This window comes from Hydrocarboniphaga sp. FW305-C-57, from assembly GCF_058783045.1.
Genome location: NZ_JBYSYG010000007.1, coordinates 1 through 14,811 on the forward strand (window position 1 = coordinate 1; position 14,811 = coordinate 14,811).

At 66.0% G+C, this 14,811-nt stretch carries 15 protein-coding genes; 8 read left to right on the forward strand and 7 right to left on the reverse strand.

The annotated features are described in order from the left end of the window. From AC3WUM_RS14745 to ypfJ, 3 genes are all read left to right on the forward strand, one after another. Positions 1 to 570: transposase (locus tag AC3WUM_RS14745; RefSeq protein ID WP_492411099.1), on the forward strand; the 570-nt coding region annotated here is incomplete at its 5' end. A gap of 148 nt (positions 571 to 718) precedes the next feature. After that, positions 719 to 1,975: a tRNA guanosine(34) transglycosylase Tgt gene (locus tag AC3WUM_RS14750; protein WP_492411100.1), complete on the forward strand. Its 1,257-nt coding sequence runs from the start codon at positions 719 to 721 to the stop codon at positions 1,973 to 1,975. A gap of 33 nt (positions 1,976 to 2,008) precedes the next feature. Further along, complete coding sequence (gene ypfJ, locus AC3WUM_RS14755) at positions 2,009 to 2,851, forward strand: KPN_02809 family neutral zinc metallopeptidase (protein ID WP_492411101.1); 843 nt, start codon at positions 2,009 to 2,011, stop codon at positions 2,849 to 2,851. A 153-nt stretch (positions 2,852 to 3,004) separates the two neighbouring features. Here the strand turns inward: ypfJ and AC3WUM_RS14760 are convergent, their stop codons facing one another. Then, positions 3,005 to 3,832: a hypothetical protein gene (locus AC3WUM_RS14760; protein ID WP_492411102.1), complete on the reverse strand. Its 828-nt coding sequence runs from the start codon at positions 3,830 to 3,832 to the stop codon at positions 3,005 to 3,007. Positions 3,833 to 4,163: 331 nt separating this feature from the next. Continuing rightward, complete coding sequence (locus AC3WUM_RS14765) at positions 4,164 to 5,039, reverse strand: universal stress protein (protein WP_492411103.1); 876 nt, start codon at positions 5,037 to 5,039, stop codon at positions 4,164 to 4,166. 183 nt (positions 5,040 to 5,222) lie between these two features. Between AC3WUM_RS14765 and AC3WUM_RS14770 the strand changes: the two genes are divergently transcribed. Both AC3WUM_RS14770 and AC3WUM_RS14775 read left to right on the forward strand, forming a co-directional pair. After that, positions 5,223 to 5,789: an RNA polymerase sigma factor gene (locus tag AC3WUM_RS14770; protein WP_492411104.1), complete on the forward strand. Its 567-nt coding sequence runs from the start codon at positions 5,223 to 5,225 to the stop codon at positions 5,787 to 5,789. 2 nt (positions 5,790 to 5,791) lie between these two features. After that, on the forward strand, positions 5,792 to 6,532 hold the full coding sequence (locus tag AC3WUM_RS14775; RefSeq protein ID WP_492411105.1) for an anti-sigma factor domain-containing protein: 741 nt from the start codon (positions 5,792 to 5,794) through the stop codon (positions 6,530 to 6,532). Positions 6,533 to 6,624: 92 nt separating this feature from the next. Here AC3WUM_RS14775 and AC3WUM_RS14780 read toward each other — a convergent pair whose 3' ends face one another. From AC3WUM_RS14780 to AC3WUM_RS14800, 5 genes are all read right to left on the reverse strand, one after another. Then, positions 6,625 to 8,529 carry a response regulator gene (locus AC3WUM_RS14780; RefSeq protein WP_492411106.1) on the reverse strand — a complete coding sequence of 635 codons (1,905 nt, stop codon included), beginning with the start codon at positions 8,527 to 8,529 and terminating at the stop codon, positions 6,625 to 6,627. A 67-nt stretch (positions 8,530 to 8,596) separates the two neighbouring features. Further along, a complete protein-coding gene (locus AC3WUM_RS14785; protein ID WP_492411107.1) occupies positions 8,597 to 9,058 on the reverse strand; it encodes a response regulator in 462 nt (153 codons plus the stop codon). A 5-nt stretch (positions 9,059 to 9,063) separates the two neighbouring features. Next, complete coding sequence (locus AC3WUM_RS14790) at positions 9,064 to 11,385, reverse strand: ATP-binding protein (protein WP_492411108.1); 2,322 nt, start codon at positions 11,383 to 11,385, stop codon at positions 9,064 to 9,066. After that, positions 11,382 to 11,966, reverse strand: coding sequence for a biliverdin-producing heme oxygenase (locus AC3WUM_RS14795; RefSeq protein ID WP_492411109.1), 585 nt, complete (start codon positions 11,964 to 11,966; stop codon positions 11,382 to 11,384). The genes AC3WUM_RS14790 and AC3WUM_RS14795 overlap by 4 nt, the downstream gene beginning before the upstream one ends. 171 nt (positions 11,967 to 12,137) lie before the next feature. Further along, positions 12,138 to 12,599, reverse strand: a complete 462-nt coding sequence (locus AC3WUM_RS14800) for a Spy/CpxP family protein refolding chaperone (RefSeq protein WP_492411110.1) — start codon at positions 12,597 to 12,599, stop codon at positions 12,138 to 12,140. On the opposite strand from AC3WUM_RS14800, the gene AC3WUM_RS14805 reads away from it, so the two are divergent. From AC3WUM_RS14805 to AC3WUM_RS14815, 3 genes are read left to right on the forward strand one after another with little or no spacing between them, the layout of a single operon-like run. Continuing rightward, the gene (locus AC3WUM_RS14805) at positions 12,598 to 12,783 is read left to right on the forward strand and encodes a hypothetical protein (protein ID WP_492411111.1); all 186 of its coding nucleotides are present in this window, start codon (positions 12,598 to 12,600) and stop codon (positions 12,781 to 12,783) included. The genes AC3WUM_RS14800 and AC3WUM_RS14805 overlap by 2 nt on opposite strands. Positions 12,784 to 12,787: 4 nt before the next feature. After that, positions 12,788 to 13,489, forward strand: coding sequence for a response regulator (locus AC3WUM_RS14810; RefSeq protein WP_492411112.1), 702 nt, complete (start codon positions 12,788 to 12,790; stop codon positions 13,487 to 13,489). Then, positions 13,486 to 14,805, forward strand: coding sequence for a sensor histidine kinase (locus AC3WUM_RS14815; RefSeq protein ID WP_492411113.1), 1,320 nt, complete (start codon positions 13,486 to 13,488; stop codon positions 14,803 to 14,805). The genes AC3WUM_RS14810 and AC3WUM_RS14815 overlap by 4 nt, the downstream gene beginning before the upstream one ends. Positions 14,806 to 14,811: the final 6 nt, after the last annotated feature.

Sequence of the window (14,811 nt, forward strand, 5' to 3'; positions counted from 1 at the left end):
GCCCTGGTCACGCGGCGCAATCAGTTGGTGAGCATGCTCACGGCCGAACGCAATCGACTGAGCATCAGTCACGCCAGCGCGCGCAAAAGCATCCGAGAGGTCATCGAACTGCTCAAGCGACAGCTCGAAGTGGTGGATCGGCAGATGCAACGGCACGTCAAAGCACATCACGAAGACAGCGCGCAGTTGCTGCAGTCGGCCAAAGGTATCGGAAGCGTGGTCAGTGCCACGCTGCTGGCAGCGCTGCCGGAATTGGGAACGCTGTGCCGCCGCAAGATCAGCGCGCTAGTCGGTGTCGCGCCGATGGCATGCGACTCCGGCATGATGCGTGGCAAGCGGATTTGCTGGGGCGGTCGGGCCGATGTGCGGACGGCGCTCTACATGGCGACGCTGTCCGCCGTGCGAACCAATCAGGCCATCAAACCGTTCCATGAGCGCCTGATCCGCGCCGGCAAGCCACCCAAGCTGGCCTTGGTCGCCTGCATGCGCAAACTGCTCACCATCCTCAACGCCATGGCCCGAGACGGCAAAGCTTTCGAACTCCAACCAGCCTCAGGCATCTTGACCTGAAACACAGTTGCTCTCCCGCACGCGGGAGAGGGGGCGGCAGGTGCAGGCGCTTGCGGCGGATGGTTCGTTGCCGGCTCTTCCCCAACTTGCACCCCGTTCCGGTTCCCGATACAACGCGCCCCTCTTGCCGCAAGCGGATCGTCGATCAGTGGAATTCCAGCTTCTCAGTACCTCGGGGGCCGCTCGTCGTGGCCGATTGACGTTCGAGCGTGGCGTGGTAGAGACGCCCATCTTCATGCCGGTGGGCACTTACGGAACGGTCAAGAGCGTGTCGCCCGAGGAGCTGCGCGCGGTCGGCAGCCAGATCATCCTCGGCAATACCTTTCACCTGATGCTGCGGCCCGGTGAGCAGCTCATTCGCGATACCTTCGGCAGCCTGCACGGCTTCATGAACTGGAACGGGCCGATCCTGACCGATTCGGGCGGTTTCCAGGTCTGGAGCCTGGCCGAGCTGCGCAAGATCAGCGAGGAGGGCGTGAAGTTCGCGTCGCCGCTCAATGGCGATCGCATCTTTCTGACGCCCGAGCGCTCGATCGAGGTCCAGCATGCGCTGGGCTCGGACATCATCATGCAGTTCGACGAGTGCACGCCGTACCCGGCAACGGAAAAGCAGGCGCGCAGCTCGATGGAGCTGTCGGCGCGCTGGGCGGCGCGCTGCAAGACGGCGCACGAAACGCTCAAGGCGAACGGCCCGGGGCCCCATCCCCGGGCGCTCGGCGGGCAGGAACCGCCACTGGCGGTTCCTGAAATCCCCGCCTCGCTGTTCGGCATCGTACAAGGCGGCATGCACGCGCATCTTCGGCTCGAATCGCTGCAGCATTTGACCGGCATCGGCTTCGATGGCTATGCGGTCGGTGGCCTTTCGGTCGGCGAGCCCGAAGTCGAGCGCCTGCAGGTGCTCGATGCGGTGGGGCCCAAGCTGCCGGCCGATCGTCCGCATTACCTCATGGGCGTCGGCACCCCGCGCGACATCGTGCAGGCGGTCGGGCGTGGCATCGACATGTTCGATTGCGTGATGCCCACGCGCAACGCGCGCAACGGCCATCTGTTCACGAGCCAGGGCGTGATCAAGATTCGCAACGCGGCGCATCGCATGGATCCGGCGCCGCTCGATCCGAATTGCGATTGCTACACCTGCCGCAACTACTCGCGCGCTTACCTGCACCACCTCGACCGCTGCGACGAAATGCTCGGGCCGCGGCTCAACACCATTCACAACCTGCACTATTACTTGAACCTCATGCAGCGCATCCGCAAGGCGATCGAGGATGACCGCTTCGAGGCTTTCGCTGCTGATTTCCTGGCTTCACCCGAGGGGCGGCCGGCCAAGTCCAAGTTGTCGGTCGCGGTGGCGGACGCAGCAAACGGCGATACAGCTCAGACGGGCGACACTGGCGATCGTTGATCTTCTGACGTTGATCTCTTCGGGAGGCCGGGCATGAAATGGCGTGAAGGCAGGCGCAGCGACAACGTCACCAGTGGTGGAGGCGGCGGTGGTTTCAGGCTCGGGCTCGGTGGCGTCGCGGTGATCGTGGTGCTCGGGCTGTTTTTCGGCAAAAGTCCGATGGAAATGCTCGGGCTCGTCGCCCAGCTCGAACAGGGTGGCGCTCCGACGCAGCAGCAGCCGCTGCCCGACAACGAAACCACCGACTTCGTGCGCGCCATCCTCGGGTCGACCGAGGACGTTTGGGGCGGTTTGTTCGCGCAGAGCGGGGCGCAGTACCAGCCGCCGACGCTGGTGCTGTTTTCGGGCTCGGTGCAGACGGCTTGCGGTGGCGCGAGTTCGGCGAGCGGGCCGTTCTACTGCCCGGGCGATCGTCAGGTCTATCTCGATACGAGTTTCTTCGACGAAATGCGTCAGCGGCTCGGCGGCGGAGGGGATTTCGCCAACGCCTACGTGATCGCGCACGAGGTCGGCCACCACGTGCAGACGCTCACGGGCACCACGCAGAAGGTCCAGCAGGCGCGTGCGGCCGGGCAGAGCGTGGAGGGCGACGGCGGCCTGCTCGTGCGCCAGGAATTGCAGGCCGATTGCTATGCGGGTGTCTGGGCGCATGTGGCCGAGCAGCGCCTGCACTGGCTCGAAGCAGGCGATGTCGAGCGAGCGCTCGCCACTGCGAGCGCGATCGGGGACGACCGCCTGCAGCGCGAAGCGCGCGGCACCGTGGTGCCGGATGCGTTCACGCACGGTACGTCCGAGCAGCGCGTGCGCTGGTTCCGCCAGGGCTTTGATTCCGGCGACCCGCAGCGCTGCGACACGTTTGCGGCGGCGGACCTCTAAATCAGCGAAATGGAAATGTAGGGCGGGTTAGCGCGAAGCACGTAACCCGCCGGGTGTCCATCGACAGCATCGATTGAGTATCGAATGATGAGCGTGGCTTACGGCCTCCGGCCTGACCCACCCTACGATTGAGCGATCGAGGCTTGAAGTTTCCTACTGCTTCAGAAGCCCGATGAACGAATCGACCTTCTGGTCGATCAGCGCTTTCACGTTCTTTTCGAGCGTGAACTGCAGTGGCTTGGTGAACGGCTCGGGAATGTCGTTGGGCATGCCCGGAATCTCCGCATAAAGCCGCTCGCCGGGTGCTTCGACGGGCGCCTGCAGCTTGCCGGGCAAGCCGACGATGCGATGGAAGCGAATCGTCGAGAACGCGGCGTTCTGCGTCTTGCCGAGTCCGCTGTAGTTGTAGAGGCCATTGCCGCGCAAGGTCTGCGAGGTGCCGGTGACACCGTCGTCGAGCTCGTACGGCGATACCACGATCAGCATCTGCAAGCGGTTCTGCTTGATGATGGCGTCGAACTCGTTCTGCCAATCGCCGAAGTTGCCGGACTTGCCGTTCCAGCTTTTCTGCCATTCGGACTTGTAGCGCAAGAGCCGGGCGCTCGGGCGGATCAGCACCGGCTGGTAGGGCACGCCGCTCAGGATGCGCTTGCGCAGGGATTCGGTGACGTAGCCCGGAAGATCGAAGCTCGGGATCAGCGTGCGGCGAAAGTCACCGCGGCCCAGCGTGCCCGCGTGCGTCAGTGCGATCTCGTTGTCGAGCGCCACCATCAGGCCCACGCGGCTGCCGTTGGGCAGGCGGGTGCTGACGGGCGGCTTCCAGGCCGGGTTTTTGATCGACGCCTGGTCGTAGCCTTGCTCGGCCGAGCTGAAGATCTTCACGCTCCCGATCTTGTCGTCGGGGCTCGGCGTCGACGAGCAGGCCGACAGCAACAGGCACAGCAACGCGGCAACTACACCGTAGCGTTTCAGCACAAGCATCCATTCTCTCCCGGGGGCGTGGGCGACATCCGTCGCCCGGTTCAGGTACTGATGGCCCGATTGTGATGAGGCTCGGGCTCTGCGATCGTCGCCAAATGACCAAGGGTCGAACTCGCCGCCCGGATGGTCCCGAGGCCATCTCGAATGAGCTTTTTGCTCGCTTGCGGAAAGACTTGTCTCTGGCTTGCGGGCGACGTTATCGCACGTTCCGACGCCGGCGTCAGCATTTCTGCGTACGAAAAATCCAGACAGGAGTATCGGCTTCACAACGAAGAAGGCCCGCGCGTGAGGCAGGCCTTCGATGGCGCCGATGGATCGGCTGCTACGGCTGCTACGGCTGGTGCGGCGGCTTGACGATGAGAACCGACTGCTTGCCGTGGCTCAGCAGATGCTCGCTCGTGCTGCCGATCAGAAAGCGCTCGAACGCGCCGCGCGGATGATGGCCGGCCACGATCAGCTCGGCCCCGATCTGTTCGCTGAGCTCCTCGAGCGCGATGTCGACGTTCCCGAACACCAGATGGCGACGCGGCTCCGGTACCCGATAGCGGTCGGCGATGCTGTTGAAGCGCTCGCGATGCAGGGCCTGGAGCTCCTCGGTCAGCACCGGCGTGGCCGCGACGCCTTGCAGACCGGCGTCCTCGGGCATGTTGATCACCGGCTCGACTGCATGGGCGATGTGCACTTCGGCGCCCGTCGCGGCGGCGAGCCGCTCGGCCTGCGAGATGACCAGCGCGTTGAGATCGTCGGCTCCTTCGGCCTCGACGGTGTCGACCGCGGCGAGCACCCGACGCGGCAGCCGATCGCCCTCGGTGCCGACCACCAGGAGCGGAACCGGACACTGGCGCGCGAGTGCCTGGTCCTCCGGCGTCGAGAACAGCCGGCGCAGCGCACTGTTCTTGCCGGGCTGCTTGATGACGAGATCGGGGGCGAACGTGCCGATATCCGCGAGCAAGGACTCGGGCCTGGCAGGGCCGGCGATCAGATGCCCACTGGCTTCGATGCCCTCGCTCCGCAACAAGGTCAGCGTCGAGGCGAGCCAGCTCGCGGCGTCGGCATCGGCTTCGCCGCTCTCTGTGACGGCTTGCAGGACGATGCTGGCCTGGGTCCGCCGGGCCAGCGCGATGCCCTGCGCGAGCGCCGGGCAAGGACCGCTGCCGGCCGGAACGATGAGCAGAATGCGTTGGTAGGAAGCGCCGTTGTTCGTCATGACCCGTTCTCCGGTCTGGGAGTCACCGCACCATAGGCGCGGGCAACTGTCTGCCGACGGAATGAGCGCTCGCCGGTGCACGGGGGATTTACGCCCATTTGCGTCTGCAAGGGTGGGCAAGATCACGATTTCCCATTAGCCTTACCGGATGCATCCAGTTCCGACCGGCCGCCGAAGAGCCCAATGACATCCGAGCTGTCCGACAAGCTGCTCGATCGTGTCGCCAGAGGAGACCGTTCGGCGACGCAGGAATGCATCCGCCGACACGGTGCGTTGGTTTGGTCGCTGGCCCTGCGCTCGACGCACGGCGACAGGGCCGAAGCCGAGGATGCGGTCCAGGAGATTTTCATCGAAGTGTGGCGCGCGGCAGGCAAATACGATCCGGCGAAGGGCAGCGAGTCGCTGTTCGTGGCGATGATCGCCCGGCGTCGCCTGATCGATCGTTTCCGCGCCAAGGCTCCCGAGACCACCGACATCGACGAGGTCGAGATCGTTGCCGACGACGATCCGGCGCAGGCGGCCGAACTCGGCGCCGACTTCCATGCGGTGCGCGCCGGCCTGGCGCAGCTCAAGCCCGAAGAGCGCAAGGTGCTCGACCTGGGTTTCGTCTACGGCATGACGCAGTCGGAGATCGTCGAACGTACCGGCATGCCGCTCGGTACCGTCAAGTCGCACATGCGCCGAGGGCTGATCCGGCTGCGAGAATGGCTGCAGGTCGGCCCGGACGGCCAGACGGGCGGGGGAGTCTGATCATGAATCAGAAACCTGACCGCACCGAGCAGGACGACGAGCTGCTGAGCTGGCTCACGCAAGACAAGCGCAAGACGCTCGACGTCGACAGCCTCGACGACGAGCAGCGCGAGCTCGAAGCCGCCGCGGCGCTGTATGCGCTCGCAGGGACCGACATCGAGCCGATGCCGGCGCATCTGCAGGACAAGCTCTTCGCGCTGGCCGATCAGCATCTCGACCCGGCCGCGGTGCGCCCGGCTGCGTCGCAGCCGAAGCAGCAAAGCTGGTGGAGCAGCCTCAGGTTGGCCTGGGGTACCGCGGCATTCGCGACCGTGGCGGCGGTTGCGCTCGGCGTGAGGCTCGCGAGCCTGCCGGTGGCCGAAGCGCCGCCGAAGCTGGCCGAACTCAAGGGCACGCACATTCCGCTGCAGCCGGGCCCGGACCAGGCCGGCCAGGGCGTGCACGGTGAAGTGATCTGGGATGCGCAGCGCGGCGGCGGCTATCTGAAGCTGGCGGGCCTGCCGGTCAACGATCCGCAGCGCGAGCAGTACCAGCTCTGGATCTTCGACGGTACGCGCGACGAGCGTTATCCGGTCGACGGCGGCGTGTTCAACATCGTGCGCAACGGCGAGGCCGAGCTCTGGATTCGCGTGCCGATTCCGGTGCGGCAGGCCGCACTATTCGCGGTCACGGTCGAGAAGGCCGGCGGCACTGTGGTGTCGGATCGCGGCCGCATCGTCGCGATCGCCAAGCCGGGGGCTTGAGACGCGGGAGACGCGAGACGCAACAGCGGTTTGTTCAGCACTGCTCTTCTTGCTTTTGCTTCTACGTCTCCCGTTCCCTGTCTCCCGGCTTATCAGGGAGCGCCCAGCGTCAGCGACTGGATCAGCGAGCTGAGCCGGTCGAAGCCGACCGGCTTGGTGACGTGCGCGGTGAATCCGGCCTGGCGGCAGCGCTTGACGTCGTCGTCCATGCCGTAGCCGGTCATCGCGATCGACGGGGCGTTCTGATGCGTGAGGAACACCTTGACCACGTCGGTGCCATCGCCGTCGGGCAGGCCGATGTCGCTGATCAGCAGGTCGAAGCGGGCGCCGGCCGATTTCTCGTTGGCTTCCTCCACGTTGGCGGCCGATTCCACCGTGTGACCCGAGAGCGTCAGCAGCGTGGTCATCGCCAGCGTGGTGTCCTCGTTGTCTTCGACGAGCAGGATGTTGAGCGAGCGGTTGGCGGCGGGTTGCGACTCGACCGGCTTGGCCGCGCGCTCGTCGAGCCGCTCGGTCAGCGGCAGCGTGAGCGTGAAGCTCGCGCCCAGACCTTCACCCTCGCTTTCGGCGACCAGTGTGCCGTTGTGCTTGACCGCGAGCGCATGCGCGATCGCCAGGCCCAGCCCGAGGCCGCCGAACTGGCGATTGATGGTGCCGTCGGCCTGCTCGAACGCGGAGAAGATGCGCGGCAAGGCGGCTTCGGTGATGCCGATGCCGCTGTCGGACACGCGCAGGGCGAGCGTTCGCGAATCCGGGTTGAAGGTCTCGACGCTGATGCGCCCGCCGGCCGGCGTGAACTTGATCGCGTTGCGCAGCAGGTTGGAGGCGATCTGCTGCAGCCTCGCCGAATCGCCGTCGACCTTGGCCGGATCGGCTCCGAGCCTGATCTCGAACTGATGGCGCTTGTCGGCCGCGTCGACCTGAGCGCCGGCCAGGATCGGCTGCAGCGTCTCGTGGAAATCGAGCGGACGCAGCTGCAGGCTCATCTTGTCGTGCGAGATGCTCGTGAGATCGAGCAGATCGTCGATGAGCCGTGATTCGAGCTCGATGTTGCGGCGGATCAGCGGCAGCAGCTCGGCGAGCTTGGGCGGCAGGTCGCCACGCTGCTCGATGAAGCTGGTCGCCGCGAGGATCGGCGTGAGCGGAGTGCGCAGCTCGTGCGAGAGCATCGCCAGGAAGCGGTCCTTGGCCGCGTTGGCGGCTTCGGCTTCTTCCTTGGCGGTGCGCAGGGCATCGGCCGCGCGCCGGGCTTCGGTGGTGTCGCGGATGATCTTCGAAAAGCCGATCAGCTCGCCGGCGTCGTTGCGAATGGCGGTCGTGACGATGCTGGCGAAGAACTCCTCGTTGTCGCGGCCGCGCATCCAGGTTTCGCGCACGTGGCTGTCCTGGTGCTCGGCGATGCCGATCGAGGCCATGACCTCGCGATCGCCGCTGCCGTCGGTCCCGAACAGTCGGCCGGCCGATTTGCCGACGACGTCGTCGGCGCGAAAGCCCAGCAGGCGCTCGGCCGCGCCGTTCCAGCTCAGGATGCGGCCATGCCGGTCGAGGCTGATGACCGCGTAGTCCTTGAGCGCGTTGACCAGCAGCCGAAAGCCGGTTTCGTATTCACGCAGCGCGCTTTCGGCGCGGATGCGGTTGCGGCGCTCGTCGGTTTCGGTAACCGCGCGGCGGACCGTCATCGGCAGTCGCTGCAGGCGCTGCTTGATGACGTAGTCGGTCGCACCCTGCTTGAGCATTTCGACCGCGTGTTCCTCGCCGAGCACGCCCGACACGAAAATGAAGGGCGTCTCGGGCGCTTCGGCACGGGCGATCGACAGCGCCTCTGCGCCCGAGAACGTCGGCAGCATGAAGTCCGACAGGATCACGTCGAAGCGTTTGCTCGCGAGCTGGGCGCGAAACGCGGCTTCGGTGTCGACGAGCGTCAGCTCGAGCTCGCAGTCGAGCATCGCCAGCCTGGCTTCGTTGAGCTCGGCGTCCAGACGGTTGTCCTCCACCATCAGGACGGACAGACGCCTGGGCCAAACCGCTGAAGACGGAGGGTTCATCGGGTCCGATGCCTTGGCCTTAGCTCACGCCCTTGCGCAGCACGCGGGCCGAGCCCGGCGGCGGCTCGTTGAGCACGGCCCAGAAGATGCCCAGATCGGCGATCGCCTCGACGAAATCGCGAAACGCGACCGGCTTGACCACGTAGGCGTTGACGCCGAGCTCGTAGCTGCGCAGCAGGTCCGGCTCTTCGCGCGAGGAGGTCAGCATGACCACCGGAATGCTCTTGAGCGATTGGGTCGAGCGCACCGTCTGCAGCACTTCGATGCCGTCGACCTTGGGCAGCTTGAGATCGAGCAGGATCACGGCCGGGTTGCCGGCGACACGGTTGGTGTACTCACCGCGGCTGTGCAGGTAGTCGAGCGCTTCGGCGCCGTCGCGGGCGACGATGACTTCGTTGGCGAGCTGGCTCTTGGCCAGCGCGATCAGGGTCAGCTCGAGGTCTTTTGGGTTGTCTTCGACGAGCAGGATGGGTTTGAGCATGGAGGTCATCCACTGAGTCCGGGAGGCGTCTTGGCTTCCGGCGGGCTTGAGCCGGAGGCCGTATTCTTGTTTGTTTTGGGCAGCGAGAACGAAAACGTGGCCCCTTGATCGGGCTCGCCGACGGCCCAGACGCGGCCGTCGTGCCGCTCGATGATACGACGCACGTTGGCCAGGCCGATGCCGGTGCCTTCGAAGTCTTCCATGCGGTGCAGGCGCTGGAACACGCCGAACAGCTTGTTCGCATACTTCATATTGAAGCCGACGCCGTTGTCGCGCACATGAATGACGTGATGGTCGGGCTGGTCCTCGGCTTCGATGCGGATCTTGGTGGCCGGGCGCTTGCGCGTGTACTTGAGGGCGTTCGACAGCAGATTGCGCAGCGCCAGCTGCAGGAAGGCGGGGTCGGCGTTCACGGTGGGCAGTTCGCCGATCTGCCACTGGACATCGCGACCCGCGGTTTCCTCGCTCAGATCGTCGATCGTGCGATCGATCAGCGATCTGAGCGGAAAATCCGATCGGCGCAGGGCCGAGCGCCCCATTTGCGAGAAGCTCAGCAGGTTGTCGACCAGCGTGCCGGCGAAGTGGGCGGACTCCTCGATGTTGTGCAGGAACCGAGTGCCGCGCTCGCTGAGCACATCGCCTTCGAATTCGCGCAGCAGATCGGCGTAGCCGACGATGTGCCGCAGCGGAGCGCGCAGGTCGTGTGAAACCGAATACGAAAACGCTTCGAGCTCGCGATTGGAACGCGAGAGCTCTTCGGCGAGCGAAGCCAGTTCTTCGGCACGGCGCAGCACCACCGCGAGGATCGCGCCGCGGAATTCGAGTGCGCCTTCGAGCTCGCTGCGCCGCCACGGCAGCGAGCGGCCGCGCACGGTTTCCGCCCAGCTTTCGAAGCTGCTGCGCGGGCGCAGGCCCCGCACGGGCTCTGATGACGACTCGGGGTCCATCGTTTTGGCCGGGTTGCCGGCCCAGCGCACGGTCTGCACGACCTCGGGACGGAACCAGATCAGGAAGTGCCGGTGCAGCTGCGAGATCGAGATGGCGAGCACGCCCGAGATGTGATGCCCGAGCGAGGCGGCATCGGGGTATTCGCTGGCCAGTTGATGCGTGCTGAAGATGCCCTCGACGGTTCGATCGCCGATCCAGTCGATCAGCGCGAAGATCGCCGGTTCGTCCGGTGCATCGCCGAGCCGCAGGCAGCGGCCACCCGAGACGATCGCGGCGCCGCTGGCTTCGGCGAAGCCCAGAAAGGCTTCCGCGTTCGCGGCCAGACCATTGACGAAGTTGTCGCTCTCGGCCATCGAGGACAGCAGCGACACCATCTTGCGGCGCAGGTCGAGGCTATGCGTGGCCTCGCTGCGCTCCTCCTTGGCTTCGATCTGCAGCGACAGGATTTGTCCGAGATGTTCGCAGGCGGTGCGGATGTCGAACGGCGTCTTGCGCGCGCTGTGGTGGTGGCAGGAGATCAGGCCCCAGAGCTCGCCGCGCACGATGATCGAGATCGACATCGAGGCGAGCGTGCGCATGTTCTTGAGGTACTGCACGTGCACAGGCGAAACGCTGCGCAGGCCCGAGTAGCGCAGATCGGTGGGCTTGCGGGTGATCGGATTGAGCGCCGGAACCAGCGGTGAGGGCAGGTAATGGGCGTCGGCGATCAGGCGGATGTGATTGCTGCGATACAGTTCGCGCGCCTGCCTGGGGATGTCCGACGCCGGAAAGTACAGGTCCAGGTAGGAGTCGTACCCGGGCTCGATGCTTTCGCCGAGCACGTGGCCGTGCCCCTCTTCGTTGAAGCGGTAGACGAGTACCCGGCCGAACCCGGTGATGCGGCGCGTTTCGCGGGCCGCGAGATCGCAGAGCTCGATCACCGAATCGGTCTGCTGCAGGCTCGCGACGAACGAGCGCACCAGCGGATACATCGAGGCGAAACTGCTTTCGCTGTCGGCGGACGCGGGCTCGAGTTCGAGGATCAGCAGGCCATCGTGGCGATGCACGATCGCATCCATGAGCCGTCCGTGGGCGTCTACATGGCCGAGGTAGAGCGGCTTGTCGATCAGGCCACCTGCGGTCACCGCACGCTGCAGGCGATCGACGCCCGATTGCGCAAGCAGATCGGCGATCGGCCGGCCGAGCAGCTCGTCCGGCGCCTTGCCGGAGAGCTCGCGGACGTTCTCGCTGAGCTGGACGATGGCGAGCGTGGATTCATCGAGACAGAACCAGTAGCCGTGCGGCTGGATGGCGCCCGGAACATGGATGGGCTCGCGATCGCAGGCCTCGAGCAGGTCCTGCGGCAGCGCATCGACCGTGGCCTGCGGCCCTACACTCACGCAACGCTCCGCAGCGGCTGGGCAAACCACTGGCCGAGGTCGGCGAAGCAATCGCGTGCGGCGGCGATGGCGGCCTCGTATTCGGCGGGAAGCAGACGGTCGGCCATGCGATCGCGGAAGGCTTTCCACATCGGTCCGGTCTGGGTTCCGTGGCCCAGAAAGTAGGCATTGCCTGCACCCGGCGCGAGATTGAGCTGGCGCGCGATGTGCGGGCCCAGCACACGGCCACCGAGCGTGGAGCCTTCCATCACGTAGAAGCGGCCGAACCAGCGCGCCTTGCTGCGCATGTCGTCGAACGCGGCATGGCGAGGCACTGCGTCGATCGTCGCCGGACTCACGCCGAGTTGCAGCAGGTCGGCGACCAGCTGCGAGCAGCGCAGGCGCGGCTTGACGAGATCTTCGAGTCCGGCCGGGGCGAACTGCTGCAGCGCGCGTTCGTAGGGCTCCACGTAGCCGAGGAAATGCTGCAGCGTCTCGACGTAACGCTCGCGCGTCAGCCCGGGCCGCATCAGATCCAATTGATCTTCGAGGGCCTGATGCTCTACTGCCGTTTCTTCCTTGAGACTGGCAAACAGGTCCATGCACGGGCCGAAAGCAGGTGTCGTCTGAATGATAGCTGTCCAATGTTCCTAATACGAATTCGATTGCCGCAAGGATGCAAAGTGCGCTGTGTCGAGCCTTTGTCTATCGCGAAAAAAGCAGAAAGGCCGGCGTGGCCGGCCCTTCGTTCAGCACATCGATACCGCAGGGTTTCAGTCTTCTTCCGGCGGCTTCGGCGGTTCCGGGCGCTTGGCGAGCTCTTCGGCGAGCTCGGTACGCTGGGCCGGCGTCAGCACGCCGTAGACCTGGGTGCGCAGGCTGGCCATCTGCTGCACCCGGTTGCGGGCCTCGGCGGCCTCGGCATCAGCGAGCTGTGTGGTCAGCGTCTGGTACTGCGCGGTGCCCGGCGTGGCGAGCTCGAAGCTGCGGCGCAGTTCGAACTGAGCCTTGCGATCGGTCTTGTCCTGCTCGCGCTGACTCTTGAAGAAGCCGCGAATCTGCTCGCGCTGCGAATCGCTGAGATCGAGATCGCGCAGCTCGTGCATGAACGGGCCGCCGCGATGCGGCCCGTGACCGGGACCAGGGCGGCCGGGGTCGCCGTCCTTGCCGGCGATGGCGGCGGAAGAAAGGGCAAGACCGGCCGCCAGAGCGGCGATGGTGATGGAACGGCGCATGATCGAACTCCGGTTGTTGCGGGATGAGAGCCTGGCTGCGCTCGCAAGCGGCGATGGCCTTGGCTGCGGAAGCATTGAAGCGCGCCTCACCATCGAGAAACGTTGCGAGCGCGTAAAGATGAGTAAACGACTGGCCCTGCGCGGGCTTTCGTCTTGCGACAACGGCAAGACGCAGCAAAAGTAGCCGCATGAACCGAATACTCATCGCAGACGACGACCGCGAACTGTGCCGCCTGCTGGCGGATTATCTGGGCCGCGAAGGCTTCGACGTCGACATGGTGCACGACGGCCAGAGCGCGCTCGCCCGCCTCGCCGATCCGGCGCGTCGTCCGGATTTGCTGATCCTCGACGTGATGATGCCGGGCCGCGATGGCCTGCAGACGCTGGCCGAGCTGCGTGCGCGGCATGCCTTGCCGGTGATCATGCTGTCGGCACGCGGCGAGCCGGTCGATCGTGTCGTCGGCCTCGAACTCGGAGCCGACGACTATCTCGCCAAGCCCTGCCTGCCGCGCGAGTTGCTCGCCCGCATCCGGGCGCGCCTGCGCCAGTCGACGCCGAGCGTGCCGGCGGCCTTGCAGATCGGGCTCATGCGTTTGCAGCCGGCCGAACGTCGCGGCTTCTACGGCGATACCGAGCTGGAGCTCACGGGTGCTGAATTCTCGCTGCTGCTCGCGCTGGCGCAGCGGGCCGGGCAGGTGGTCGACAAGGCGGTGCTCACGCGCGAGGCGCTCGGGCGCGAGATCGAACGCTTCGATCGCAGCGTCGACGTGCATCTGTCGCGCCTGCGCCGCAAGCTGGGCGATGTCTCGGGCCAGCAGATCCGCATCGAATCGATTCGCGGTGTCGGCTATCAACTCGTGGTGCCGAGCGCCGAGGAGCGCGGGGCGTGAGCCGGCTCTATCTGCGATTGCTGCTGTGGTTCTGCATCGCCAACGTGCTCACGCTGCTGATCAGCGTGTTTTTGACCGAGCGGCTCACGCGTCATGCCTACGGCGTCGAACCCGATTGGCCGGCGCTCGCCGCGCAGGCCAATCGTGCGTATGAGCGCGGTGGGCGCGAAGGGCTCGAGCACTGGATCAACGAGCGCCGCGAAGCCGGTTTCGAAGCGACCCTGTTCGAAGGCGAGCGCAATCTGTCGGGCCGCCGTCCTCCAACGCCGCGTCTGCTGCACGAGCTGCTCGCTTCGGACAACGTGGAGATTCGACTGCGCCCCGATATGCGTGTGATCGGTCAGCGTGTGGTGGGCCACGATGGTGTGGCGCGACAGTTCGTCGCGCTGCGCCGTCCGCCGCCGCCGCCGCGTCTCGATCAGCTGCTGGCGATGCAGATCGGCCTGTCGGTGCTCGTGATCGGCGTCGTCGGCTGGTGGCTTGCGCGCTCCATCGCCAAGCCCGTCGCGGCGGTCGGCCAAGCGGCCCGGCTGGTGGCGGCCGGCGATCTGTCTGCGCGTGTGCCGGCGCGCTTTTCGCGCGGGGCGGACGAGGTCGGCGATCTGGCTCGCGATTTCGATCGCATGGCGGCGCGCATCGAAGCCTTGGTCGCGCAGGAACGCGGCGTGCTGCAGGACGTGTCGCATGAACTGCGCTCGCCACTGGCACGGCTGCAGCTGCTGATCGATCTCGCGCGCGGTGCTCCGCCGGACGAGGCCGAAGCGCATTTCGCGCGCGCGGAACACGAGATCTCGCGCCTCGACAGGCTCATCGGCGATGCGCTCGCGCTGTCGAGGCTCGAATCCGACCTGCCCGGAGCCGAGCGCGAATCGGTCAATCTCGGCGATCTCATCAACAGGCAGGTCGAGGATTTTCAGCTCGAGGCCGATGCCCGCCGCATTCGTCTCGACGCCGATCCGGCGTTCGGCGTGTTGGTGTCGGGCAGTGCGGTCTTGCTCGGCCGGGCGCTCGACAACCTGATCTCGAATGCAATCAAGTTCAGTCCGGACGAAGGCCGTGTACGCGTCTCTTTGCGCACGGGTGGGGCGCACGCCGAGCTGTCGGTGCGCGACTGGGGCCCGGGTGTTTCGGACGATGAACTCGCGACGCTGTTCCGGCCGTTCTTTCGCGGCAGCAATGCGGCGCGCGCCGAAGGCCACGGCCTCGGCCTTGCGATCGTCGAGCGCATTGCGCAGGCGCATCGCGGCAGCGTCGAGGCCGTCAATGCCGAAGGTGGCGGGCTGGAGGTGAAGCTGCGGCTGCCGCTGCCGCTGTGAGGCGTG

Bases quoted from the DNA above. Each gene is read 5' to 3' on its own strand.
- ypfJ (WP_492411101.1), top strand. From the start codon at position 2,009: ATGAAATGGCGTGAAGGCAGGCGCAGCGACAACGTCACCAGTGGTGGA.
- AC3WUM_RS14760 (WP_492411102.1), bottom strand. From the start codon at position 3,832: ATGCTTGTGCTGAAACGCTACGGTGTAGTTGCCGCGTTGCTGTGCCTG.
- AC3WUM_RS14765 (WP_492411103.1), bottom strand. From the start codon at position 5,039: ATGACGAACAACGGCGCTTCCTACCAACGCATTCTGCTCATCGTTCCG.
- AC3WUM_RS14770 (WP_492411104.1), top strand. From the start codon at position 5,223: ATGACATCCGAGCTGTCCGACAAGCTGCTCGATCGTGTCGCCAGAGGA.
- AC3WUM_RS14775 (WP_492411105.1), top strand. From the start codon at position 5,792: ATGAATCAGAAACCTGACCGCACCGAGCAGGACGACGAGCTGCTGAGC.
- AC3WUM_RS14780 (WP_492411106.1), bottom strand. From the start codon at position 8,529: ATGGTGGAGGACAACCGTCTGGACGCCGAGCTCAACGAAGCCAGGCTG.
- AC3WUM_RS14785 (WP_492411107.1), bottom strand. From the start codon at position 9,058: ATGCTCAAACCCATCCTGCTCGTCGAAGACAACCCAAAAGACCTCGAG.
- AC3WUM_RS14795 (WP_492411109.1), bottom strand. From the start codon at position 11,966: ATGGACCTGTTTGCCAGTCTCAAGGAAGAAACGGCAGTAGAGCATCAG.
- AC3WUM_RS14805 (WP_492411111.1), top strand. From the start codon at position 12,598: ATGATCGAACTCCGGTTGTTGCGGGATGAGAGCCTGGCTGCGCTCGCA.
- AC3WUM_RS14800 (WP_492411110.1), bottom strand. From the start codon at position 12,599: ATGCGCCGTTCCATCACCATCGCCGCTCTGGCGGCCGGTCTTGCCCTT.
- AC3WUM_RS14810 (WP_492411112.1), top strand. From the start codon at position 12,788: ATGAACCGAATACTCATCGCAGACGACGACCGCGAACTGTGCCGCCTG.